Consider the following 24,249-nt stretch of genomic DNA (forward strand, 5'->3'; position numbering starts at 1 on the left):
AGGCTCAGAATTATCGCCCTAGAATCATTTCCAGCACAAATTTAGACCCAATGAAACCCAGTGCCAGCAAGCCAAAACCGATCAGGGTAAAGCGCACGGCTTTCTGGCCACGCCAGCCAAACTTCCAGTGTCCGATTAATAGTGAACCATAAACCAGCCAGGAAATAATACTGAACGCAGTTTTATGTGCCAGATGCTGAGCAAAGAAATTGTCGATGGTAAAGAAGCCAAAGCCCAAAGCGAGGGTAAGTAAAACAAAACCGGTCATCAGCATATCAAATAGCAGTGATTCCATGTCCTGATAAGAGGGTAGCAAACTGACCCAAACCCGGCGTTTGTGCTTCTTTTTCAGCTCACGATCCTGAAAACGTAAAATTACGGCCTGAATGGTTGCCATGAGCAATACTGCATAAGCAGACAAAGACAAAATAATATGAATGTCCAAGCCTAGAGAGTTCTGAATAATAATTTTAGCTGGCTGGGTAAAGACAAAACCGAGGATCAAACCTGTGGCAGCCACTGGAATCCCGATCAGGTTCAGGGCAATAATCGGACGATAAGTACTGTAAATAATACTGAGCAGCAGCATCAAACCCGAGGTAAAAGAAAACAGGGAAAAGACATCATAATTAATGCCTAGCGGAGTATGCATATCACCATATAACACCAGTCCATGCAGGCTCAGTCCAAGCAGTGCAGTTAGCGAAACAAACCATTGATTGGGGGTACGTTTAGACATTAAATGAATGAACAGATACCAGAAGGAAGCGGTATAAGCGACTAATGCTAAGATCGTATAAACCAAGGGGAGGCTAACCATGTCAAACCTTTTTAAGGGTGATGAATATTCATTTATATAAATTCGCTGCGAACTACAGTATCCTATAGCATTCTATGCATAAATTTTCTATTTTAAGAAACAATTTTTTGCTCATGGCTATTTTAAGCGGATTTTGCAATGTTTGATACCTTAACAGAACGACTCACGCAGAGTTTAAGAAATGTTACTGGCTCAGGGCAGCTAACCGAAGACAATATTAAAGATACGTTACGTGAAGTGCGTATGGCGCTTCTTGAGGCCGATGTTGCGTTACCTGTAACTCGTGAATTCATCGCGAAAGTTAAGGAAGAAGCATTAGGCCAGGAAGTGATGACTCAGTTATCTCCTGGGCAGGCTTTTGTCAAAATCGTTCATGACGAATTGACCAAAATGATGGGCGAGGCCAATGAAAGCCTCGACCTCGCTGCAAAACCACCTGTGGTTGTCCTGCTTGCAGGCTTGCAGGGTGCAGGTAAAACAACAACTGCAGCGAAACTTGCACGCTTCTTACAAGAACGTCAAAAGAAAAAAGTAGCGATGGTCTCTGCCGACGTATATCGTCCGGCTGCGATCAAACAACTACAGACTGTCGCGGGTGAAGTCGGTGCGATTTTCCTGGAATCCAGCGCAGACGAAAAACCAATTACGATTGTCAATCGTGCGATTGAACAGGCAAAAATCCAGTTTGCCGATGTGCTGATTGTCGATACGGCAGGCCGTTTGCATATCGATGATGACATGATGGGTGAAATCAAAGAGCTGCATGCTGCGATAAACCCGACTGAAACCCTGTTCGTGGTCGATGCCATGACCGGTCAGGATGCGGCAAACACCGCGAAAGCATTCAACGATGCCTTGCCTTTAACTGGTGTGATCCTGACCAAAACTGATGGTGATGCGCGCGGTGGTGCAGCGCTTTCAGTACGCGCGATTACCGGCAAGCCAATCAAATTCTTGGGTATGGGTGAGAAACTCGATGCCTTGGAGCCATTCCATCCTGAGCGTGTTGCACAGCGTATTCTCGGTATGGGTGATGTACTTTCTTTGGTCGAAGAACTTGAACGCAAGGTCGACAAAGAAAAAGCCGAAAAAATGGCGAAAAAACTGCAAAAAGGCGGCAGCTTCAACTTTGAAGACATGCTGATGCAGTTTGAGCAGATGAACAAGATGGGCGGCATGATGGGCTTCCTGGACAAACTTCCTGGCATGAGCAATGCCGGTCTGCAAGATGCGTTGGCGCAAGCCAATCCTGAAAAGCAGGTCAAGAAAATGGAAGCGATTATCCAGTCGATGACTATCAAAGAGCGCCGTAATCCAGACCTGATGAACCCAAGCCGTAAAAAACGTATCGCAGCAGGTTGCGGTATGGAAGTGGCAGAAGTCAACAAGCTGATCAAGCAACATGCCCAAATGGCCAAGATGATGAAAAAATTTGCCAATCCATCGGGTATGGCAAAAATGATGAAATCACTCGGCGGCTTGCAGAAACAGTTTGGCGGCGGCGGTGGCATGGGTCCATTGTTCGGCGGCAACGATAAGAAATAAGTTTGGTTTTAAAAAAGGCGCTTTAAGCGCCTTTTTTTATTGCGAATAAATCGTCAAACCGGTTTAAACAAAACAACATTTACTTACCCAAAATAAAAATCTAATCAGGCAGACTCGGGAATATCAGCACAAAATAAAGAGAAATTTCAAATGACCCAAGTGATTGTCGTACATGGTTATACTGCAAGCCCGGAAGAAAACTGGTACCCATGGATTCAGGAAAAAGCCCAACAAGAAAATGTCAGTTTAAAAGTACTCCGGCTCGATCCATCAACTACACCGACACTGGACATCTGGGATCAGCAAATGCGTGAACAGATTGATGCAATTGATGAGGACAGTATTTTTATTGCACATAGCTTGGGAACTGTGGCCGCATTGCATTACTTATCCAGAGAATTAAAACAGCAGAAAATTCAGCAACTGGTACTGATCGCGGGATTTAATGGTCGATTGGGTCGCCTGGATGAAGTAAATCCTTTTATTGATGCTGCTGAGATCGATTTTGATTTACTCAAACAGCAGATTGCAGAGCGTGTAGTGATCTATTCTGAAGGCGATGATCGGGTTGCGCCTGAATTTAGTCTGGAACAGGCGGACAGTCTGGATGCCATTGTGGTGAATGCCAAGCACCATGGGCATTTTATTGATTCTCAAGGTTGTACTGATCTGCCGGAACTCTGGAAAGTGATCAAGCCTTATCTGATTAAATCCGAAGTTTAAGCATGTTGTTGTATTCGCTAAATTTTAAAGTTTAACATGAGATGGTGTTCAAAAAGGCACTTGAATTCCATCTCCAGACTGGTTAAAACTAATTTTTTGTCGACGCAATTTGCGTTCAATGATAATAAGTAAATCACTATGAAAAATATAATAAAGAAAGTCTATATCGTGCCGGATTATCAGGCGACCTCCAATGATCACTGGTACCCTTGGCTTAGTCGCCAGCTTAAAAATACCGGTTTTGAGTCCAAGCGGATTATGCTGGCCAACCCTTTTCAGCCTGATTTAGAAGAGTGGCAGCAGAATCTGAAACTGCATATTCCGCACATGGATGAACATACCTTTTTAGTTGCACATGGCCTGAGTTGCGTCAGTGTTTTAAACTTTTTACAGGAACATTATATTCAGCAGCAACGCAAGATCGGTGGCATCATTCTGGTCTCAGCCTTTGATACACCCTTGGTTGCATGGTCAGAACTGAATAAAATACTGCAGGCTGTGCGACTTGATCTGAAAAACTTGCCGTATAGCTATAAACGTGCGGTGATGCTGATCTCCAGTAATGATCCTTATGTGCCTGCACCGATTTCCTTGCGTTTAGCACATAGCCTGAATGCACAAATTTTTGAGATCAAAAAAGCTGGACATTTTAACAAGGCTGATGGTTTTGCCGAATTCCCCCAATTGCTGGACATTATCAAACAGTGTCTGGCAAATGAGCTGCAAAATGCTGCAGGCCTTTAAGCAAGAGATCAGGTTCAATTCGGGGCTGATACTGAGCGAGATGTTGTGCAAACAGCGGTGCATCTCCACCGGTTAAAACCAGCTGTGCTGGAAAATCATGTAGTACTTTTTCAATGGTGCTGAGCAGACCCAGCAGAATGCCATGATGAACAGCGTCGATGGTATTGCGTCCGGGATTGAGTTCAGAAAAAGCGGCATCCGGAATTTTAATGCCTTTGGTATTCTGAATTAGGGAGTCACGTTGCAAGTACAGATTTGGCAGAATAAACCCCCCCAAATGTTGTTGTCCTTTCGCCAGATCAATAGTCAGCGCCGTACCACAACTAATCACACAATAATTTTCATGCGCTTGAGTCGCCACTGCAAGTACCTGTAACCAGCGGTCAATACCCAGTTGCGAAGGTTCATCATAGCCACAGATCAGACCGGCATATTCTGCCTGTACCTGAGCAAAAATCACTGGAATATGCAGGCTTTCTAAAATGCTGAGAATGCGCTCATTATTGATTTTATCCTGGACCGAGGATAGACCTACCTGATGCAAGCCCAGCGCTCTGAAATGCTGGATCAGGCCAAGTAACAAATCAGCAGGGGACTGTAAATGTAATTCCGCTGCTTGTTCAATAATCTGATCATGCTCGGTAATCCAGTATTTCAGCCGGGTATTGCCAATATCCAACCATAATTTTTTCATTGCTGTATGCCTGTTCGTCCAACGTGTTGAAGGCGGAGCTGTCCCTGATAAAAGGTCTGGATTCCCTGATCGGTCAAAATCTTGACTGCACCATCATCCTGAATCCCCAGAAAAGTACCGGAATATTGCCCTTGCACGTCAGTAAATTCAACTGCTTGTTGCATAAATGCAGCCGATCGATTGAAACGTGCCGCCAGGTTTTGACTGCTATAATTAAACCATTGCCCGGCTTGCTGAATCGCCAGATATAACTGGGCAATCAGCTCGACTCTTGAGGTGCAGGATAATCCCAGCTCGCTCAAGGAGCTAACCTGCTGATCTGGAAGGTCAGTGGGCAGAGGGTCGATATTTAAACCGACACCGACCACCACCTGTGTGGTTGAAATCGGCTCGACCAGAATACCGCCCCATTTTCCTTGCAGGCTATACAGGTCATTCGGCCATTTCACCTGTAATTCCAGGCCTTTTAGACTCGGCATTTGCAGGATATTTAACGCAATTTCCAGCGCCAGACGACCATCAATGGGTTTTTGTGTATGCAGCAATGTGCTTAAATAGATGTTCCCTTCAGGTGATATCCACTGACGTTGACGCTGTCCACGGCCTTGGGTCTGCACATGACTGCACACCAGAACCTGCTGCACCCCCTTCGTTGCCAATTCGCGTACATCATCATTGGTCGATGTAGTAATCGGTTTGATGAGTAATACTTCCGGGAGTTGGCCTGCATCGCTTAATCGTTGTTGCAGTTCACGAGTTTCTACATCCATTTGAATCTAAACGTGGTAAATATCGTTATGGAGTTAATCATATATTTATTGATTGGTGCAATTGCCGGATTCACCGCAGGCCTGTTTGGGGTCGGCGGTGGTTTGATTATTGTGCCCATCCTCTACATTGTTTTTACCCAGCTCCAGTACGATCCCAGCGTGATTATGCATATGGCGGTGGGCACTTCCTTGGCAACAATTATTGTGACTTCTATCAGCTCGGTCATGGCGCATCATCAACGAGGGGCAGTGCTATGGCCCGTATTTCGTAATCTGGCGCCAGGTCTGATCATTGGCTCTTTCTTGGGTGCGGGGATTGCCGACTATTTATCTGGTCAAGGTTTGCAGTTACTGATCGGTTTCTTTGCGGTCTGGGTGGCTTTTAGAATGTTTAGAGGAGCGCATATTCAGATTGATCCGAATCAAAAATTGCCTTCAACCCCGGTACAAATTGCTGCGGGTGGCGGGATCGGTGTGGCATCGGCCATCTTTGGGATTGGTGGGGGAAGTCTGACCGTTCCGTTTCTGAATCGCTGCGGGATCGTAATGCAAAAAGCAGTGGCGACCTCTGCGGCTTGCGGTTTACCGATTGCAGTTGCAGGTGCGTTGGGGTTTATCTGGTTCGGTAAACAGGCGCAGGTCACCGTACCAAATACCATTGGTTATATTCATATTTATGCCTTTATTGGTATCAGCATGATGAGTTTTTTCACTGCCAAGCTGGGGGCAAAAGTGGCACATCTGCTTTCACCGGCAGTATTAAAAAAATGTTTTGCTGCTTTACTGACCACCGTCGGCCTGTATTTTATTTATCAGGGTTTTATGGCCTGATTTAAACCTTTTAGTTTGAACTGATGTACCGTATTAGGAGAATAGATGACTATTCTCCTTTTTTATGAACTTAGGTTGGCTGTATAGACATAAGATTGTCTGACAATGTCAAAGTATTTATGGATAAAAACCCGTTTAATAGCAACATAGTCCAAATAAAGGGCTAAACCAGTATCCATAAAAATAAAGACAGGAACGGTATGCCATTAGAACAAGCGCACAGTTTGTCTGAGCAGATTGCCAAGCACATTAGCGAACAGATTATTCGCGGTGAACTGGTCGAAGGCGAACGTATACAGGAGCTCAGGATTGCCTCGGAGCTCGATGTCAGTCGGGGTTCGGTTCGTGAAGCCCTGCTTTTGCTGGAACGCACCCAGCTGATTGAAATCTTTCCGCGCCGTGGGGCGATTGTATCGGAAATGTCGGCCTTGCAGGTGCGTGCCTTATTTGATATGACCTCGTTATTGCTCGGGCAGATGGTGCATCGCATGGCGGAAACCTGGCGGGTGCATGAAGCTGAGCGTATTCAGCTATTATTAGAGCAATTGGAAGCAGAAACCCGCCAAGGACACACTGAAAAGTTTTATGATCTGATCTTTCAGGGCATGGCCCAGCAGCATGAGATGGTCGGGAATCCTTATCTGATGCGCTACTATCAGGAACTGCTGCCTTCTTTACGTCGGAGCTATTTTTTGACCCTGAATATTTCCAGACGCGAGTTACAGGAATCTTTTGCCTTATTTAAACTGGTCACTGAAGCAATTTTGATACGAAAAAGCCATCAGGCCACTTTATTTATGGAAGATTTTTGTCGACACTTGCGCAACCTTGTGTTGGAATCTCTGACACGGATGAAACAAATTGAACTCGCGTGGGCCAGACGCTCACGACGTTAAATCAGGACATTATGCGTTTAAGCAGTTTAAAACTTTCAGGCTTTAAATCTTTTGCCGACAGTACCACTTTAAATTTTAAAGATAATCGTACTGCGGTCGTGGGACCGAATGGTTGTGGTAAATCCAACGTCATTGATGCCATACGCTGGGTCATGGGCGAGTCCAGTGCGCGTCAGTTGCGTGGTGGCAGCATGCAGGATGTCATCTTCACCGGAACTGCCAAGCGTAAACCGGTGGGCATGGCCAGTGTAGAACTGCGCTTTGACAATACCTATGGCAAGCTGGGCGGTGCTTATAATGCCTATAATGAACTGGCAGTACGCCGTCAGGTCAACCGCGATGGCAAGTCTGAATATTTTCTGAATGGCAGCAAATGCCGTCGTCGTGATATTACCGATATTTTCCTTGGTACCGGTCTTGGGCCACGTTCTTATGCGATTATTGAACAGGGCATGATTAACCGCCTGGTCGATGCCAAGCCAGATGAAATGCGGGTCTATATTGAGGAAGCGGCCGGGGTATCGCGTTATCAGGCGCGTCGCCGTGAAACCATGCTGCATCTGGATCACACCACACAAAACCTGTCGCGTCTGGAAGATATCGCCTCCGAACTGAAATCTCAGCTAAAAACCCTGAAACGTCAGTCGGAAAGTGCGATTCAATATAAAGAACTGGAAGGGCAGATACGTACGATTAAGATCGAAATTCTGTCTTTTCAATGTGAGCAGAGCCAGCGCTTACAAGAAGAATATACCCTTGAGATGAATATGCTCGGGGAAAATTTTAAGCTGGTGCGCTCTGAACTGACTACCGTTGAACATGATTTGGGCAGTACCAGTGAACTGTTTCAGCGTCTAATTCAGCAATCCACCCCTTTGCAAAGCGAATGGCAACAGGCTGAGAAAAAACTGGCTGAACTGGAAATGACCCTGCAACAAAAGCAGTCTTTGCTGGAGCAGAATTCCACCAGTCTGGTCAAACTGGAACAGCAAAAAGCCCAGACTAAAGAGCGTTTGCAGTTGATTGAACTGCAACTCGAAACCTTGCAGCAGCAATTTGAAGATCAACAGGCACAATTGCAACAGCAAGATGGCCAGACTCAGACGCATAGTCAGAATCTGAGTGAGCTCAAATCCCAGCAGAGTTCAGTAGCAGCGCAATTCGCACAGATTAAAACTCAGGTCGAACAGCAGCAACAGCATAAATTACAAATGCTGGCTCAAAGCGAGCAACTGGCAAAGAATATTGAACGGATTGAACAGCAGAAACAGACGCTCCAACAGCAAAATGCACAGATCCAGCAACAGGCGCAGCAAGATGAGCTGGTGCAGTATCAGGCAGACAAAGCCCAGGCTGAACAGCAAATCGTTGGCTATGAAATTCAATTAACAGATTTAAGAACTCAATTCGAGCAGATTCAGGAAGAGCAGGCGAGTCGTCAACAACAGCTGATGCAGCTCAAATCTGAAATTCAGGTCCTGCATTCAGAAAAGAAAAACCTGAGCCAATTACTGACCAAAGCCAACCCAAATGCCAAGAGTGATGCGGTCCAGTTGATGCATGTGCTTAAGCTCAATGATGCAGGCAAAGGACATGCCAGCCTGATCGAAAAGTTTCTGGCCAAGTGGCTGTCTGCCCAGATTCTGGCAGAGGGCGAGCACTTCCTTGAAGATCGTGCACGTCAGTTAAAACAACAGGCTGTTCAGAATAAAATTCAGATTGCCAATACGATGTGTCTGGCCGACTGGATTGAATCTCCGCATTATTCACTGTGGCAACAAGTCGCGGTCGTAGATACATTAGCACAAGCATTACCGCTTCAAACTGACCTATTACAAGGCCAGTCAATCCTAAGTCTGGATGGCTATCATGTTGGGTCAGACTGGGTCATTGCGCTGGACTATGATGAAGCCAGTCAGGCCGGACAAGGCGCATTGAGTCATCGAATCCGTCTGGATGAAATCGAGCAGCAGCTTGCGGAACTTGAACCCAAGCTTATGCAGCTGGAGCAGCAGTTACCTGAATTCGCCGATCAGGTTAAAGCTTTGCAAAATCAGATTCAGAGTATCAGCGAGCAGCACAAGCATACCCAAAAGCAGCTGCAGCAACTCGATGTCAATATTGCTAAAGTACAAAGTAGTGCGCAGGCTTTTGCATTGCAAAAGCAGCAATTACAGCATCAGTTACAACAACTGGATGAGCAGCTTGAAGAAGATGCCATGCAGAAAGATGATCTGGAAATTGATCTGCATGCCTTGAATATCAAACTGGAACAGGCGCTACCAAATTATAAAACCCTGCAATTCCAGCTGGAAGAATTGAGTACTCAGCTGGATGACTCACAGCAGCTCAGTCAGCAAGCGCAGCAGGAATTAGAAGTGCTGCGTAGGCAAAATGTGCAAAGCCAGCAGCAAATTGAATTGCTGGAAAAAGATCAGGTATTCCTAAAAGAACAGTCTCAACAAATTACTGCACAAATCGAGCAGGCCAAGAAATTTGTTGATCCGGTACAGCTGGAATTACCTGCTTTACAGAGCCAGTTTAATGAACAGGCGCAGATCACTGAAAAGCTGCAAAAGACCTGGGCCGACTGGCAGATTGAATTAAATCAGGTGCAGAGCAAACAGCAGCAGCTGACCGAACAGCGTCACAGCTTCCAGCAGCAGGATGAAAAACTCCGCAGTACACTGGAAGAAAAACGTCTGGCCTGGCAGGCAGCCAAATCTGATTTGCAGCATTATTCTGAACAGCTGAAAGAATTGAATAGTGAAGTAATTTCCGGACTGAATATTGACCTTAAAGTACATCAAACCAAACTGGAAAAAGCTCAGGCCCAGTTTGATAAACTCGGTGCAGTCAATCTGGCGGCTTCTGAAGAATATGAAGAAGTATCAAAACGTTATGAGGAACTGAGTCACCAGATGCAGGATCTGGAAAATACGGTTGAACAGCTACAGGCTGCGATGAAAAGTATTGACCAGGAAACCCGTAAACTGTTTATGCACACGTTTGATCAGGTCAATGCTGAACTGCAAAACCTGTTCCCGAAAGTGTTTGAAGGCGGTGAGGCGAGTTTAAGCCTTGAAGATGGCTGGCAATCGGGGGTAAAACTCATGGCCCGACCACCGGGTAAACGAAACAGCTCATTGGCCTTACTCTCGGGTGGAGAAAAGGCTTTAACTGCATTAGCATTGGTATTCGCGATTTTTCGCTTAAATCCGGCACCATTTTGCGTACTGGATGAAGTCGATGCACCGCTGGATGATGCCAATGTGGGACGCTTTTGTAATTTAGTCAAAGAGCTTTCTGAACAAGTGCAATTTATTTATATTACCCATAACAAACTTGCAATGATGATGGCGACTGATCTTTTAGGTGTAACCATGCCTGAACCGGGAACATCAAAATTAGTGACAGTTAATTTGGAACAGGCAAAAGAATACGGCCTAGCTGCGGAGGTATAATATGGAAATCACCACCATTATCGGGATTGTTATCGCAATTGTGATTATGCTGTTTGGTATAAGAATGCTGTTCAAAAAACCTGTAGAGGCTGTGCCTTCACTGGATGCCAACCTGCATATCGACCCGGATAGCCAGACACCGATCATTCCAAGGCATGTACGTTCTCAGTTGGCACAACAGGATGTCGAATCTGATCGTATCGAGCCAAGCCTGAGTATAGATGAGCCGGCTCCTGAAAAGCCTTCAGTATTTCAAAAGGCTGAATCAACTCCGGTTGAGCCGGCAGCGGTCGAAACTCTTGCAGTTGTCCCGTCAACAGAAGCTGAAGGAGTGGCAAAGTCGGTAGTCACGGCAGCAGATATTCCGCAAGTAAAAGCAGAGCAGGAGAATAGCCAGACTGAAACCAAGGAAGAAACGCCTGAATTCAGCCTGAACAGTAACATCGAAAAAGCAGAAATTTCTGAATTTAATGATGAAAGCAGTATTCTGGATGCACATCTGCATGAGCAAAAAATAGTGGATGAAGAAAGTGCTTTGTCCAATGCTGAAACCATTATTTCTTTGCATATCTATCCGCAAGGCCGTGTACTTTCGGGTGATAAAACCTTGAAGGTTTTATTGAAATATGGCCTGCGTTATGGTGAGTTGGCCTGTTTCCACCGTTATAGTGAAGACGGTTCAAAACTGCTGTTCTCAGTACTGCAAATGACTGATACTGGGATGGAAGGCTTTGATTTGGAAACCCTGTCGACTCAGGAAGTGAAAGGTCTGGCATTCTTCCTGGCTTTACCGCATAGCGATGTACAAAATGCGTTTGATACCATGGACAGTATTTCACGTTTGATTGCCCGTGAAGTCGATGGTCTGGTCTATGACCAGAACCAGCAGGAATTTACTCCACAATTACGTGAATTCTGGCGCCATCAGGCCATTGATTATCGTGCTGGACAAGGAACGGAAGTTTAAGGCTGCTTTGTTCAATCTCCAAGTTGAATCTGTAGACTGCAATTTTTATAATAGCTAAAAGCTGAATATTCTACAGGGCGGATTTTCCGCCCTTTTTTATGGTGAAATTATGACCCAAGATGCCACTGTCATTGCGCAAATGCGTCAACTGATTCAACTGCTTGCCAAGCATAACCATGCTTATTATGTGATGGATCAACCGAGCATTGAAGACAGTGAATATGATCAGCTCTTTCATCAGCTCAAAGCCTTAGAACAACAATATCCTGACCTGATCCAGTCCGATAGCCCGACCGATAAAGTGGGTGGGCAGGCGCTTTCAAAATTTGTGACCGTAACACACGCCGTGCCGATGCTGTCATTAGGCAATGTCTTTAATCAGGAAGATCTGCTGGCTTTTGCCCGCCGTATTGAAGAACGTTTGCCGAATCAAAAAATTGAATATGATGTTGAACTGAAATTTGATGGTCTGGCCATTTCACTCTGGTATGAGCATGGCGTACTGACGCGTGGGGTGACGCGCGGCGATGGGGAAACCGGTGAAGACATCACCCAGAATGTCAGAACTATTCGCAACCTGCCGAAACTTTTATCTCCAGTGAATGGCATCATTCCCGATTTGTTGGAAGTCCGCGGCGAAGTGTTGATGCCGAAATCCGGTTTTGAAAAATTGAATGCTGCCAATGCCGCCAAAGGTGAAAAGACCTTTGCTAATCCGCGTAATGCTGCGGCAGGAAGTTTGCGTCAGCTGGACCCGAATATTGCTGCCTCGCGGCCATTGGCTTTTTATGCTTATGGGATTGCTCAGTGCGTGCCGCATCATGGACAAACCACTATGTCCGCCAGTCTGGAATGGTTACATCAGTTCGGTTTTGCGGTTGGCGAGCGTCACTTTATCTGTGACAGTATTCAGGACGTGCAAAAGGTCTACGAACAGATCATTGATGAGCGTGCCAGTCTCAGTGTCGAAATCGATGGTATGGTGATCAAGGTCAATGACCTGAAACAGCAACAACAGCTTGGTTTCCTGAGCCGTGAACCGCGTTGGGCCACCGCCTATAAATTTCCGGCAGTTGCAGCACTGACCACAGTAGAAAATATTAACTGGCAAGTGGGTCGTACTGGAACATTGACGCCGGTTGCGCGTTTAAATCCAGTTGCTGTCGGTGGAGTAACAGTATCTAATGTAACCCTGCACAATATTGGCGAAATTCACCGTCTGGATGTACGTATTGGTGATACCGTCAGTGTTTATCGTAGTGGCGATGTAATTCCTAAGGTGGAAAAAGTCTGGCCGGAATTTCGCCCGGTTGATGCAGTTGAAGTGCATTTACCTGAACAATGTCCAGTCTGTGATTCACCCGTGGTCATGCCGGAAGGCGAAGCCTTGGCACGCTGTTCGGGCGGACTATATTGTGCCGCGCAGCGTATTGAAGCCATTCGTCACTTTGTCTCACGTAAAGCCATGGATATTGAAGGCTTGGGTGACCGTTGGGCAGAATCGTTGCTGCATCTGAATCTACTCAAAGATGTCTCGGATATTTACCATCTGCATGAACATCGTCAGACGTTGCTCGGTATTGAAAAGATGGGGGCCAAATCGGTTCAGAATCTTTTGGATGCCATCGAAAACAGCAAGAAAACTACACTGGCTGCTTTTATCTATGCCCTCGGTATTCGTGGGGTAGGTGAAACCACGGCGCGGATGCTGGCCAATACTTTCCAAACACTGGAGGCATTACGCAATGCTGATATTGAAGCATTAAAGAAAACACCAGATGTCGGTGATATTACTGCGGAATGGATTCTGGATTTCTTCCAGGCGCCACATAATCTGGAAGTTTTGGATCGTTTACTGGCTGCCGGTATTCACTGGGATGCACCGATTGCACCGACCCGTCAGCCATTGAACGGCGAAAGCTGGGTGGTTACCGGAACTTTAAGCAGTATGGGACGGGATGATGCCACCCAGTTATTGCAAGCCTTAGGTGCGCGAGTCAGTGGCAGTGTGTCTAGTAAAACCAAATGTGTGGTTGCAGGTGAAAAAGCTGGCTCAAAACTGGATAAAGCAGAAAAACTGGGTATCCCAGTGATCAATGAACAACAGTTTATTGGCTTGATGCAGGATTATGGTCAGCTTGAGGCCTAAATCTCTGGATATTTCATGAAAGAATAAGAGTTAAAAAAGCCACCTTCGGGTGGCTTTTTCGCATAGAAAGATTAAGGAATATATTTTTTCACGACACCATCATCGAGCAGCTGCTGGAAATGTTCCACCAGACTTTCTTTCACCGGACGATACTCAATACCGAGCTCATCTTTACTTTTCTGGGCATTAAAGAAAATTGGATAACCCATATTCAGTTCTACAAATTTGCGGCTAAAACCTGCTACAGGCCCGAACAGTTTAAAGGCTGCTTTGGGCAGTTGATTGCGCGGGAACGGAAACTTATTGCCAAAATGTGCTCGCAGAATTTGGCCCATTTCCAGCAGGCTCAAGCTTTCACTACAAATGATATAACGGCCATGCGCTTGCGGATTAAACGCAGCACGGATATGCGCTTCAGCGACATCCTGAACATCGACCACGCCATTCCACATCGGTGGAACGCCAAGCAGGGTCATGCCGTTGGCAAACTGTTGCAGGACTTCCACACTGCCGGATTGGGTATTTGGGGTTAAGGATTGACCAAAAACCAGTGCAGGATTGATACAGACCAGATCCCAGCGATCCTGTGCTTCAGCCATTTCCCAGGCTTTACGCTCTGCCATGACTTTAGAATAAGGATAAGGCTGATGTGTGGCTGAACTGGTGGTATTCCAGCATGATTCATCAAAACTGTTATTCTCAGTTTGTAGAATATCAATGGCATCGCCATAGGTAGATGCGATACTCGATGTCACGATCACGCGTTTCACTGATTCAGTCTGATTGACACTATTCAGTACATTTTCAGTGCCTAACACCGCAGGTTCGATAATATCTTTGACTGCATCTTTATAGTTGGTGACCACAAAAGGTGAGGCCATATGAAAGACAATTTCACAGCCTTGCATCGCCTGATCAAAAGAACCCGGGCTTAATAAATTGGCCTGAAATAACTTGAGAGTTCCCGGTGTGCTGTCGGCAATTTTTTCTAAATGGGCAAAGCTTTTACTTTTATTTAGGTCACGTACCGTGGCATGTACAGTATAGCCTTGCGTGAGTAATTTCTGGATGACCCAGCTGGCAATATAACCCGATGCACCGGTAACCAGAACAGGCGCTGTTGTTTGTGGATGTGTCATATCGGAACCGTTGTTGTTTTAAATTTGTGTGAATGATAAGCGAAATTTAAGCATGAAGTACGCCAATGCAGTGATATTTATACAAAAAGAATGAATCTGTCTGGTCAAAATTAAGATTTACAAATTTTAACGCATGTGTTTATTTGCCGGTTTTAGGTTATTGGCAAGCGTAATGAAAATGCAAAGTGTTGTTTTATAAATGGGATTTCATTAAGAACGAAGTGTAAATGCAAGTACTTCTCATTTTAATTATATAAAAATCAAATATTTAACCATGGTTAAGCTTTGCAAATTCAATTGCTTTTCGCCATAATAGCAAAATACAGGTAGGGAGTTATTCAAATGCGCGGAAATCCAGAAGTCGTAGATTATTTAAATATGTTGATCGGTGGCGAACTGGCTGCTCGTGACCAATACTTGATTCACTCTCGTATGTATGAAGATTGGGGATTGACCAAAATCTTTGAACGTATCGATCACGAAATGCAAGAAGAGTCCCAGCATGCGGATGCGATTATCCGTCGTGTTCTGTTCCTTGAAGGAACGCCAAACATGCAGCGCGATTTCGTTGAGATTGGCGAGGATGTGGTGAGCTGCCTGAAAGCCGATCTAAAACTTGAATATCATGTGCGGGAAAAACTGGCGCAGGGCATCAAACTGTGCGAAGAGAAAGGTGACTATATCAGCCGTGATATGTTACGCCAGCAAATGTCGGATACCGAAGAAGACCATACTTACTGGTTAGAAAAACAATTGCGCTTAATCGAACTGATTGGTCTGCAAAATTATATTCAGTCACAGATGTAAAACCGGATGAATAAAAAACCCAGCACATGCTGGGTTTTTTATATCTTGAAAATACTTAGTTGTTATTACTCATAATGCCAATTTTTTTGACCTCCAGCCTTTGAGCTGCCGCCATGACCATAGCGATATGTTTATATTCAGTGGCACGATCCGCCTTGATTTTAATCTGATCCTGATCCGCTTTTTGCGCTACTGTCTTGAATAAGTTTTCCAGAGCTTGGGTATTTGCTACCGGCTGTTCATTCCAGAAAATCTTACCTTGTGCATCCAGACGTAATTCCACCAGCTCAGGCGGTTTTTCATCGGTTACAGGAGGCGTTCCATTCGGTAGATCGATATTAATCGAGTTATTCGGCAAAGGAATTGTGATAATAAACATAATCAGCAAGACCAGCATGACATCAATCAATGGGGTCATGTTGACATCTAACATCACATCATCGTCTTGATTTGAACCAACATTCATACCCATAAACTTAATCCTTCTTTGTGCTTAAGGTGTAGCGGGCGGAGTGGTGACAAAAGCAATTTTGCCAATACCGGCCTGTTGGGTGGTACTAATCACCTGATCAATTGCTTCATAAGGTGTTAACTGATCACCACGAATATGCACTTCAGGCTGCGGACGTTTCTGTGCTTCTGCCTGTAAACGGCTCAGTAAAACTGTTTTATCTGCGATATAGATTTCGTTCCAGAAAATATCACCTGTTTTATTGACAGCCAGCTGAACATTTTCTGGCTTGGTTTCATACGGTACATTTCTTTCTTCGGGCAGATCGACTGGTACGGTATGAATGGCAACCGGTACAGTAATCAGGAAGATAATGAGCAGAACCAGCATAATATCAACCAAAGGTGTGGTATTAATGGTTCCAATTACCTCATCATCGCTGTCGTTTGAATTGACCATCATTCCCATGGCTGATGCCTCACTCTTACTTCACGTCACGATTAACAGGATTATTGGTTGTAATTTCACCGCTGAGTAATACTGCGTGTAAATCAGAACCAAAGGTACGCACTTCTTCCATGACCGCTTTATTACGGCGAGTTAACCAGTTGTAGCCAAGTACTGCCGGGACTGCGACTGCCAGACCAATTGCAGTCATGATCAGTGCTTCACCGACTGGGCCGGCAACTTTATCAATGGATGCTTGTCCTGAAACACCAATGGCAGTCAGTGCATGGTAAATCCCCCAAACCGTACCAAACAGGCCAACAAAGGGTGCAGTAGAACCGACTGTCGCAAGGAAGGCCAGGCCACCACTCAGATGGTTCTGGATTTTGTCGATTGCACGGGAAATTGAGATGGTGACCCAGGTATTGAAGTCAATACGCTCAAGTAATGTGCCACCATGATTTTTGGTTGACTTGATACCTTTTTCCGCAATAAAACGGTAGACGCTGGCTTCATCCAGGTTCTCGGTGGCATTATCTAGAGAAGAAGATTCCCAGAAAGTATTTTCAGCTTGCTTAGCCTGTTTGCGAATCTTGCCTTGTTGTAGGCATTTGCTGATCATGATGTACCAGGTGCCGATCGACATGACAACCAGAATAAACAAAGTGATTTTAGAAACAATATCACCTTCTTTCCACATGGCTTCCAGACCATAAGGATTATATCCAGCCTTTTCATCCTTAGCTTCAGCTGGTAATGGCGGTGTAGCCGCTGTAGCCGCTGTTGCAGGTGTTGTTACCGCTGTTTCAGTGACAGCACTGGTATTGGGTGTAGCGGACTGTTCTGCAAAAACTGTTTGCAGAGGTAATAAGGTACTAATGGCAATTACACCGGCAGCAGTCATATTTTTTAAAGGTTTTAGTGATTTTTTCATCATGGATCTCCTGATTTTTTTCTTTATCTGTTGTATCTGTTAGTCAAGGACAAATTCATATGGAATGTCATACCAAGATTCTTGCGGTTCGCCATTTTTCATTGCCGGCTTGAAAGTACATAAACTGAAGGCCTTGGATGCTGCACGATCCAGCGCACGACTACCGCTCGACTTTTTCACTTTGGCATCCTGGACCTTGCCGGTGGTATTTACATATACAGAGATCAGCACTTCACCTTGCTCTTCATTCATCAGTGCATCACGTGGATAGTCTGGGCGTTTACAACCTGCTTCACCTTGTGTCACCCCACGAGTGACACCAGCGGGTGGAGGAGCTGGTGCTGGAGCGGCTGCGACTACTGCAGCCGGTGCTGCTACCGGACTTGGTGAAGGACTCGCTGCAACGGGAGTAGGTACTGCAACAGTTGTCGGTTGAGTTGGCGTTGGAAGTGTTTTCTGTACAGGAACTACTTTTTCAACCGGTTTCACCTCAGGCACTTGTGCTACTTTTTCTACGATTTTCGGTGGTTCAGGTGGTGTTTCTTTTGGTGGCTCAGGTTCAGGCGGCTTAATATCTTGAATAATCATTAGCTCAACTGGCTGTTCCGTCGGTTTAATAATGTCTTTTGCCATACCAGCCATAAGTACCAGGCCAACCAGGATATGCAAAAAAACAACGACCCCAATACCAGTCAGTTTTTTGGCGGAGTTTTTTTCTAAGTCTTCAAACTTTGTGCCCATCATGACTCCTAGAATTTAAGACAAACAGGAAATAGTGCACTGATGAGAAATTTTTTTGATTACAGGCAGCATTATTTTTTGTTTGGCTAAAATTAAACGGGGAAAACCGCAAACACCGCTTGGCAGCAGTGTTTGCGAAGTAATTAATTAAAAGAATTTATAGGTACCACGTAGGAAGTAAGCGCGGCCTGTTGGATCGCTATAACGTGGGTCATAACCGTATTGGAAGTTATCCATTACGTCAGAGGCAGGTGGTTCTGCATCGAACATATTTTTAATACCGGCAGTTAGCTCCAGATTCTTAAATCCTTTGTAAGTACCAGAAATGTTGTATACGGTGTAGTCAGCAACATCACGTTCTTCCGAATAGTCTTCATAACCACGAACGAACTGTTGTTCAAACACCATTCTCCAGTTTTCATAAGACCAGTTCACGTTTGCAGTATGTTTCCAGCGAACAACTGCTGGGTCATCATAAAGACCGACATAACCTTCCCACTCGCCGCCTGGTTCACTTTGGTAATCCATTTTGATCACATAAGTACCGTCAATACCGAAACCGAAGCGGCCAGTTGACGTCATTGGAGAAAGATAGTTCAAACTCAAATCAATACCTTGAGTTTTCAAGCCACCGGAGTTAATCAAGTTAGTTGAGATATGATCGATACGACCTTCTGCATTACGAACAAAGTATTGAGCATATTTTTCTGGATCACCAAAAATTGATGCTTCACCAATCGTTCCAACTAGGTTTTCAATTTCGATATTGTAGTAATCGGCAGTGAAAACTAAGTTTTTGATCGGTTCAAAGACAAAACCAGCCATGTAAGATGTTGATTCTTCTGGACCTAGTTCAGAATTTCCGCCTTGGGTACGGATAAACTGGGTATTACATTCAGTTTGGTATCTGGTTTCAGTTGGTGTACCACCCGGGCAAAGAACCGGGTCGTTATATCTTGCACCAGTCCAGGTTCTGACCGAAGGAGCATTGACTTCATATAAGCTTGGTGCACGGAAACCGGTACTGTAAGAAGTACGGAACATGAGTTCTTTAACTGGTTCCCAGCGTAAGGCCACTTTAGGATTAAAGGTGTCACCAAAATCGCTATAGTCATCATAACGAGCGGCCAACTGTAATTCCAGGTTGGTCAATAAAGGTACTTGGAGTTCAGTAAATACTGCACTAATGTCACGATCGCCTGAGCTTTTTGGTTTATTTGGATCAATACCACTGCCTGGAACTTGAGCAACAATTTCAGAATTTACAGTTGCTTCCCAGTCTTGTTTGGAGAAACTGCCACCGAGTGCAAAACCGACATCACCTGCAGGCAGTGTGTAGATTGGACGACTCACGGTAAAGTCAATTGTAGTGGATTCTAAAGATGCCTGATTGGTATCGCCTTTGACATCAAAAGTGTTCCATAAGCCGGCATTGGCTGCTGCTTGTGGGCCAAATGGGTTTAAAGTTCCATTATCAAGTGCAGCCTGAACTCTACTGCGGTTTAAATAACCACTTACGAAACTGTCAGTCGCATCACTTTTTGCATAAGTAACACCACCATTCATATCCCAACCGTATGCTTCACCTTCAATCCCTGCAAAGATACGGTTCGATTCGTTAGGGTCTGTTGAGAATTACCGAGAGTTAATTAAACTCGCGCACAATTGAATCATGGCTTCAAAACTCGTATCTGTTTTACAACTACGCATCGCTATACGTTTAAATTCTTTTAACTTACAGAAATAGTTTTCAATGAGATGACGCCATTTATACATAATCGTATCAAAGGCTCTCATTACTTTTCGATTAGATTTGGGTGGGATCACCACTTTCACTTTACGTTCATTGAGTTCTTGGATGAGCCAATCTGCATCAAATGCTTTATCCGCTAGTAATGCTTGAAAATCAACATCTTCAATTAAAGGTTTGGTTTCTACTAAATCGTGATATTGACCAGGCATTAATCGAAACTTAATGAGGTTGCCTAGACTATCTACTAAGGCAAGAATTTTACAGGTCATTCCACCTCGAGATTTACCTATAGACTGTTTGAAAGTCCCCCTTTTGCACCTTGGCCATGTCGATGAACTTTAACAATCGTTCCATCAATCATGGCGTATTCCAAATCAACATCTTCATTTACAGATGCAAAAATAGTTTCAAATACACCAGCTTTCACCCAATCACGGTATCTTTTAAAGACGGTATTCCATTTACCAAAATGAGCAGGTAGATCACGCCATGGACTGCCTGTACGGGCAATCCATAGGACTGCTTCTAAAAATAATCGATTATCTTTTCCACTACGACCTCGATCGGTCACTTTACCTAGGCAAAAAGGTTCCATTTTTGCCCATTGGGCATCAGTAAGTATGTATCTATCCATAGTACTATTATAAATTAATCAGTAGCCTTTGTTAATTCTCAACAAGCCCTAATTGACTTAGAAACACGGTTACCGCCTTGTGAACGTAGATACAGTTGTAATGTGTTAGTCGCCAAGCCATCAACTGCTGGAGTAATACCTTTGCCAGGGTAATATTGACTGGCATAAGGCAAGGTCACACTACGGCTATAAACATCAGGCGCAATTGAAGTGGTTACTTCATCACGTGCATAGATATACTCACCAATCGCATTAAAGTTATCTGACAATTTGAAAGTTGCGCGACCTAACGCAGAAAGATTCTCTTGTTCAGGCACAATACCAATAACAGTTTGGGTATTTAAATAACAGAAACCATCTTCAGCAACAGTATCTTTGGTATTTAAACAATTATCCCCATAAGGGTTACCCAAAATACCTGTGATAGGATCGTAGAAGTTTGCAGGGAAAGCATTTGCTGAACTGCCATCAATTCCTAATTCAGGAAGTACCCCACCACGGCGGCTGACTTTACGGTCTTTTGCCCAAATCGTATCTTGTTTTCGGTAATCGATCACACCGTAGACATTAAAACCTTGTTCATCTAGATCGCCATATCCCCCAAAAATCGAAACGTCAATTTTTTCGCCGCCTTTTTCTTCAGGAATTTGACCACCTAAAGTAATGCCCACGCCTTCATATTGCTTTTTCGTAATAAAGTTGATTACACCACCCACTGCATCTGCACCATAGACTGCAGATGCGCCGTCACGTAAGACTTCAATGCGCTCTACCAATGCGAGAGGGATGTTGTTTAAGTTGGTTGAATCGGTACCAAATGCACTGCTTGCAACACGGCGACCATTAATTAAAACTAAAGTTTTATCCGAACCAAGACCACGTAAATTTGCTGTTGAACCACTGGTATTACTGGCACCGACATTTTGTGCTGTGACATAACTTGCTTGGTTGGCACTGACTTTCATCAATGCTTCTTCTACAGTGGTTACCCCCTGATTCACCAGATCTTCACCTTTAATAATCGTGATTGGTGAGGCGCTTTGTGCGGCTACACCTTTAATAGATGATCCAGTAACTCGCACTTTCTCAACCTTGGTAGGTTGTGCAGCGGAGTTTTCTGGTTCATCTGCTGCATGTGCCAGCGAAAGACACATCATGCTTAAGCTTAACGCGCTTAATTTGATGAGTTTTTTGCCAACGGTTGGAGCCCCCATAGATCCGACCAATTTGTTTTTTTTCATCGTAATTTTCACCCTTTTGTTATGTGAAGTAGTGCTGGGAGGACTTAAGCAAAGCGAATGCCAACTTATAAATTATTAATTTTAAAAAATATTAAGTGATTGAAAAAATTATATTTAATTTGATTTTTTTGGAGGTGTACTAAGTTCTGATGAAGAAATATTAAGAGAGTAGGGTTTAAAATCTGAAGAAAGTCTCTATAGGAAACCATGAGAAAGTAAAAAATAAATATTTAATGAATAAGAATGGAATCTAAAATTGAAAGGGAAATTGAATAAAGTTTAATCATGGTGCATGATTTTTACATAAAATATACAATAATTTAATAAGATAATAATTATATATTTCATTTGCTTATGTATGTATTTTCTTAGGTTGAAGTAGTGGGAGGATGCAATAATATGAAACAGGTCTGGTTTATTTTTGTGCAGACTAGGCTTGGAGCTAGATTTTAAGAATAAATATTAAATTAATGATTCATGGAAAATATTATGTTATTGATAATGTTTTAAATGATTAATAAAAATAAGCTTTTTTGAGTTAATAACAGGAAAAAATCGTTATTTTTCGAGGATGGCATGAAATTCGCTTTGTTCATTTTATTCCATCTGTCCAGCTTTGACCCATCCATTGAAGCAAATATGGGATGATGTGTTAAAGACTTCCTATAGCAATAAAACTTCAAGATCAAGAATAGGTACAAATTTGAAATCAGCACTTTTCAGCATGACAATTTTGGCCTTGGCCATGACTACGGGGCAAGCCTCCTGGGCAAAATCATCTGCACATCCGGATAAAGTTTTAAACCTGGCTTTTGAAGCACCTGATGATGGTTTTGATATGGTCAAAACCTATAATTTTTATAGTGGTAGCGTTGCTGAAGCCATTTTTGAACCCTTGTTGCGTTATGACTATCTGGCGCGGCCTGCAATCCTGGCTCCAAATACAGCCGAATCTTTACCCAAGGTTGAGCAGGATGGCAAAGTTTATACCTTTAAAATCAAGCCAGGAATTTATTTTAGTCCTGATCCTGTATTTCAGGGCAAGAAGCGTGAACTGGTGGCGCGTGATTATATCTACTCCATGCAAAGGATCATGGATCCAAAAAATCATTCTCCTTCTTTTTCTTTTATTGATGGAAAAATCCTTGGGGCAGATCAGGTCATCCAGCAGGCTAAAAAAACTGGCAAGTTCAACTACGATGCACCTATTCCCGGTTTAAAAGCACTAGATAAATATACCTTACAAATTACCCTGACCCGTTCCGATCTGAATTTTCCATATATTCTGGCCTATGTGGCTTTTAGTGGTACCGCACGGGAAGCGATCGAACATTATGGTCATCGGGCAGGTCAGCATCCGGTTGGAACAGGAGCGTATCAGTTACACAAATATGTTCCGCGTAGCCGTATTGAACTGACTGCCAACCCGAATTATCGTGGTTTTGTCTGGAACTTTAAGGGCGATGGTTCCGAGTGGGATCAACGTATTGTCAAAGCCATGCAAGGCAAGCAGATGCCGCAAATTGGCAAGGTCAAAATCAGTATTATTGAAGAGGAACAGTCTCGCTGGCTGGCTTTAAAGTCTGGACAACTGGACTATGACAAACTCACTGCGAGCGGCGCCGAACAGGCACTGGAAAATAAGCAGCTGAAAAGTGAATACAAGAAAAAAGGCATCCTGCACTATCCGAATAAAGAACCGGAAATTACCTACACTATCATGAATATGCGTGATCCGGTGATTGGTGGGAATTCACTGGAAAAAATTGCCTTACGTCGTGCTCTCGCCTTGTCCTATAACCAGAAAGAAGCTATCCAGCAGTTGTACAAAGGTCATGCCGATAAAGCTGAAATGATTTTGCCAGAGGGAGTAGGTGGACATGACCCGACGTATAAAAGCAGTATTGCTTATAACCCATTACTGGCCAATAAACTGCTTGACCGCTTTGGTTATAAGAAAGGCGCTAATGGTTACCGTAGCTTGCCTGATGGCAAGCCTCTGATACTAAAAATGAATTCAACCAGCTCAAGCTCTTCGGTGATTTCTGCAGAATTATGGAAAAAAAATCTGGATGCGATCGGGGTGCGAATTGAGTTCAAGGTCAGTAATTTTGCTGACAATTTAAAAGAAGCCACCCAATGCAAGCATATGATGTGGGGTGGAGCCTGGATTGCGGACTATCCGGAAGGGGAAAACTTTGCCCAGTTACTGTATGGGCCAAATGCGCAGCAAGGCAACCTGAGTTGCTATACCTCCAAAACTTATGATGCACTGTACCAGACCGCGATGAAACTGCCGCCGCAGCAGCGGGCGCCATATTATGAGCAGATGAACCGTCAGATGGAGGCCGATAATCCATGGATTCTGCACAATACCCGTATACGCAACTGGTTGATTCATCCGCATGTGCAGGGCTTTAAAGCCCATCCGGTGACCAGAGCAGTTTGGCAATATATGGATATTGAACCTGTTAAAAAATAACTTGAGAAGATTAAGAA

The 24,249-nt window shown here is 44.2% G+C and carries 19 protein-coding genes and 2 pseudogenes; 10 read left to right on the top strand and 11 right to left on the bottom strand.

Going from position 1 to position 24,249, the window contains the following annotated elements:
- Positions 1 to 10 precede the first annotated feature (10 nt).
- Positions 11 to 820 (bottom strand): cytochrome C assembly family protein, encoded by an 810-nt coding sequence (locus tag ACNPNW_RS01855; protein ID WP_420937374.1) that lies wholly within the window; start codon positions 818 to 820, stop codon positions 11 to 13.
- A 138-nt stretch (positions 821 to 958) separates the two neighbouring features.
- Here ACNPNW_RS01855 and ffh point away from each other — a divergent pair, with 138 nt between their 5' ends.
- The 3 genes from ffh to ACNPNW_RS01870 all read left to right on the top strand — a co-directional run bounded on the left by ffh (position 959) and on the right by ACNPNW_RS01870 (position 3,832).
- Positions 959 to 2,365: a signal recognition particle protein gene (ffh, locus tag ACNPNW_RS01860; RefSeq protein WP_004279196.1), complete on the top strand. Its 1,407-nt coding sequence runs from the start codon at positions 959 to 961 to the stop codon at positions 2,363 to 2,365.
- A gap of 150 nt (positions 2,366 to 2,515) precedes the next feature.
- Positions 2,516 to 3,088 (top strand): RBBP9/YdeN family alpha/beta hydrolase, encoded by a 573-nt coding sequence (locus ACNPNW_RS01865; protein ID WP_420937375.1) that lies wholly within the window; start codon positions 2,516 to 2,518, stop codon positions 3,086 to 3,088.
- Between the two features lie 138 nt (positions 3,089 to 3,226).
- Positions 3,227 to 3,832 carry an RBBP9/YdeN family alpha/beta hydrolase gene (locus ACNPNW_RS01870; RefSeq protein ID WP_195725092.1) on the top strand — a complete coding sequence of 202 codons (606 nt, stop codon included), beginning with the start codon at positions 3,227 to 3,229 and terminating at the stop codon, positions 3,830 to 3,832.
- Here the strand turns inward: ACNPNW_RS01870 and ACNPNW_RS01875 are convergent.
- Both ACNPNW_RS01875 and ACNPNW_RS01880 read right to left on the bottom strand, forming a co-directional pair.
- Positions 3,786 to 4,526, bottom strand: a complete 741-nt coding sequence (locus tag ACNPNW_RS01875) for a type III pantothenate kinase (protein WP_420937376.1) — start codon at positions 4,524 to 4,526, stop codon at positions 3,786 to 3,788. The two genes, ACNPNW_RS01870 and ACNPNW_RS01875, sit on opposite strands and share 47 nt — an antisense overlap.
- Positions 4,523 to 5,296: a biotin--[acetyl-CoA-carboxylase] ligase gene (locus ACNPNW_RS01880; protein ID WP_420937377.1), complete on the bottom strand. Its 774-nt coding sequence runs from the start codon at positions 5,294 to 5,296 to the stop codon at positions 4,523 to 4,525. Before ACNPNW_RS01880 ends, ACNPNW_RS01875 begins: the two co-directional genes overlap by 4 nt.
- A gap of 27 nt (positions 5,297 to 5,323) precedes the next feature.
- Between ACNPNW_RS01880 and ACNPNW_RS01885 the strand changes: the two genes are divergently transcribed.
- The 5 genes from ACNPNW_RS01885 (at position 5,324) to ligA (ending at position 13,603) form a co-directional block, all read left to right on the top strand.
- On the top strand, positions 5,324 to 6,127 hold the full coding sequence (locus ACNPNW_RS01885) for a sulfite exporter TauE/SafE family protein (RefSeq protein ID WP_005247146.1): 804 nt from the start codon (positions 5,324 to 5,326) through the stop codon (positions 6,125 to 6,127).
- Positions 6,128 to 6,327: 200 nt separating this feature from the next.
- A complete protein-coding gene (locus ACNPNW_RS01890) occupies positions 6,328 to 7,023 on the top strand; it encodes a GntR family transcriptional regulator (protein ID WP_313564811.1) in 696 nt (231 codons plus the stop codon).
- An 11-nt stretch (positions 7,024 to 7,034) separates the two neighbouring features.
- Complete coding sequence (smc, locus tag ACNPNW_RS01895) at positions 7,035 to 10,487, top strand: chromosome segregation protein SMC (protein ID WP_420937396.1); 3,453 nt, start codon at positions 7,035 to 7,037, stop codon at positions 10,485 to 10,487.
- A gap of 1 nt (position 10,488) precedes the next feature.
- Positions 10,489 to 11,454, top strand: a complete 966-nt coding sequence (locus ACNPNW_RS01900) for a cell division protein ZipA C-terminal FtsZ-binding domain-containing protein (RefSeq protein WP_420937378.1) — start codon at positions 10,489 to 10,491, stop codon at positions 11,452 to 11,454.
- Between the two features lie 109 nt (positions 11,455 to 11,563).
- The gene (gene ligA / locus ACNPNW_RS01905) at positions 11,564 to 13,603 is read left to right on the top strand and encodes an NAD-dependent DNA ligase LigA (RefSeq protein WP_420937379.1); all 2,040 of its coding nucleotides are present in this window, start codon (positions 11,564 to 11,566) and stop codon (positions 13,601 to 13,603) included.
- A 71-nt stretch (positions 13,604 to 13,674) separates the two neighbouring features.
- Here the strand turns inward: ligA and ACNPNW_RS01910 are convergent, their stop codons facing one another.
- Positions 13,675 to 14,742: an SDR family oxidoreductase gene (locus ACNPNW_RS01910; protein ID WP_420937380.1), complete on the bottom strand. Its 1,068-nt coding sequence runs from the start codon at positions 14,740 to 14,742 to the stop codon at positions 13,675 to 13,677.
- Positions 14,743 to 15,084: 342 nt separating this feature from the next.
- Between ACNPNW_RS01910 and ftn the strand changes: the two genes are divergently transcribed.
- Positions 15,085 to 15,549: a heteropolymeric bacterioferritin subunit Ftn gene (ftn, locus tag ACNPNW_RS01915; protein WP_420937381.1), complete on the top strand. Its 465-nt coding sequence runs from the start codon at positions 15,085 to 15,087 to the stop codon at positions 15,547 to 15,549.
- Between the two features lie 55 nt (positions 15,550 to 15,604).
- Here ftn and ACNPNW_RS01920 read toward each other — a convergent pair whose 3' ends face one another.
- The 7 genes and pseudogenes from ACNPNW_RS01920 to ACNPNW_RS01950 all read right to left on the bottom strand — a co-directional run.
- On the bottom strand, positions 15,605 to 16,021 hold the full coding sequence (locus ACNPNW_RS01920; protein ID WP_004279208.1) for an ExbD/TolR family protein: 417 nt from the start codon (positions 16,019 to 16,021) through the stop codon (positions 15,605 to 15,607).
- Positions 16,022 to 16,042: 21 nt separating this feature from the next.
- Entirely contained in the window at positions 16,043 to 16,468 is a 426-nt protein-coding gene (locus tag ACNPNW_RS01925) for an ExbD/TolR family protein (RefSeq protein WP_004279209.1), read from the bottom strand.
- A 16-nt stretch (positions 16,469 to 16,484) separates the two neighbouring features.
- Positions 16,485 to 17,384 (bottom strand): MotA/TolQ/ExbB proton channel family protein, encoded by a 900-nt coding sequence (locus ACNPNW_RS01930; protein WP_448766443.1) that lies wholly within the window; start codon positions 17,382 to 17,384, stop codon positions 16,485 to 16,487.
- Positions 17,385 to 17,420: 36 nt separating this feature from the next.
- Entirely contained in the window at positions 17,421 to 18,122 is a 702-nt protein-coding gene (locus tag ACNPNW_RS01935; RefSeq protein WP_168730988.1) for an energy transducer TonB, read from the bottom strand.
- Positions 18,123 to 18,269: 147 nt separating this feature from the next.
- Positions 18,270 to 19,754, bottom strand: a pseudogene (locus tag ACNPNW_RS01940) (TonB-dependent receptor domain-containing protein); the annotation flags it as partial.
- Positions 19,755 to 19,757: 3 nt separating this feature from the next.
- A protein-coding gene (locus tag ACNPNW_RS01945; RefSeq protein WP_103270875.1) for an IS5 family transposase occupies positions 19,758 to 20,509 on the bottom strand; the annotation gives its coding sequence in 2 pieces (ribosomal slippage) (positions 19,758 to 20,173 and positions 20,173 to 20,509; 753 coding nt in all).
- A 50-nt stretch (positions 20,510 to 20,559) separates the two neighbouring features.
- Positions 20,560 to 21,750, bottom strand: a pseudogene (locus ACNPNW_RS01950) (TonB-dependent receptor plug domain-containing protein); the annotation flags it as partial.
- A gap of 724 nt (positions 21,751 to 22,474) precedes the next feature.
- On the opposite strand from ACNPNW_RS01950, the gene ACNPNW_RS01955 reads away from it, so the two are divergent.
- Positions 22,475 to 24,232 (top strand): ABC transporter substrate-binding protein, encoded by a 1,758-nt coding sequence (locus tag ACNPNW_RS01955; RefSeq protein ID WP_420937383.1) that lies wholly within the window; start codon positions 22,475 to 22,477, stop codon positions 24,230 to 24,232.
- Positions 24,233 to 24,249: the final 17 nt, after the last annotated feature.

Source organism: Acinetobacter endophylla (assembly GCF_053543775.1).

Excerpts from the sequence above, each read along its gene's own strand:
- ACNPNW_RS01855 (WP_420937374.1), bottom strand. The coding sequence starts at position 820 with ATGGTTAGCCTCCCCTTGGTTTATACGATCTTAGCATTAGTCGCTTAT.
- ffh (WP_004279196.1), top strand. The coding sequence starts at position 959 with ATGTTTGATACCTTAACAGAACGACTCACGCAGAGTTTAAGAAATGTT.
- ACNPNW_RS01865 (WP_420937375.1), top strand. The coding sequence starts at position 2,516 with ATGACCCAAGTGATTGTCGTACATGGTTATACTGCAAGCCCGGAAGAA.
- ACNPNW_RS01870 (WP_195725092.1), top strand. The coding sequence starts at position 3,227 with ATGAAAAATATAATAAAGAAAGTCTATATCGTGCCGGATTATCAGGCG.
- ACNPNW_RS01875 (WP_420937376.1), bottom strand. The coding sequence starts at position 4,526 with ATGAAAAAATTATGGTTGGATATTGGCAATACCCGGCTGAAATACTGG.
- ACNPNW_RS01880 (WP_420937377.1), bottom strand. The coding sequence starts at position 5,296 with ATGGATGTAGAAACTCGTGAACTGCAACAACGATTAAGCGATGCAGGC.
- ACNPNW_RS01885 (WP_005247146.1), top strand. The coding sequence starts at position 5,324 with ATGGAGTTAATCATATATTTATTGATTGGTGCAATTGCCGGATTCACC.
- ACNPNW_RS01890 (WP_313564811.1), top strand. The coding sequence starts at position 6,328 with ATGCCATTAGAACAAGCGCACAGTTTGTCTGAGCAGATTGCCAAGCAC.
- smc (WP_420937396.1), top strand. The coding sequence starts at position 7,035 with ATGCGTTTAAGCAGTTTAAAACTTTCAGGCTTTAAATCTTTTGCCGAC.
- ACNPNW_RS01900 (WP_420937378.1), top strand. The coding sequence starts at position 10,489 with ATGGAAATCACCACCATTATCGGGATTGTTATCGCAATTGTGATTATG.
- ligA (WP_420937379.1), top strand. The coding sequence starts at position 11,564 with ATGACCCAAGATGCCACTGTCATTGCGCAAATGCGTCAACTGATTCAA.
- ACNPNW_RS01910 (WP_420937380.1), bottom strand. The coding sequence starts at position 14,742 with ATGACACATCCACAAACAACAGCGCCTGTTCTGGTTACCGGTGCATCG.
- ftn (WP_420937381.1), top strand. The coding sequence starts at position 15,085 with ATGCGCGGAAATCCAGAAGTCGTAGATTATTTAAATATGTTGATCGGT.
- ACNPNW_RS01920 (WP_004279208.1), bottom strand. The coding sequence starts at position 16,021 with ATGGGTATGAATGTTGGTTCAAATCAAGACGATGATGTGATGTTAGAT.
- ACNPNW_RS01925 (WP_004279209.1), bottom strand. The coding sequence starts at position 16,468 with ATGGGAATGATGGTCAATTCAAACGACAGCGATGATGAGGTAATTGGA.
- ACNPNW_RS01930 (WP_448766443.1), bottom strand. The coding sequence starts at position 17,384 with ATGATGAAAAAATCACTAAAACCTTTAAAAAATATGACTGCTGCCGGT.
- ACNPNW_RS01935 (WP_168730988.1), bottom strand. The coding sequence starts at position 18,122 with ATGGGCACAAAGTTTGAAGACTTAGAAAAAAACTCCGCCAAAAAACTG.
- ACNPNW_RS01955 (WP_420937383.1), top strand. The coding sequence starts at position 22,475 with ATGACAATTTTGGCCTTGGCCATGACTACGGGGCAAGCCTCCTGGGCA.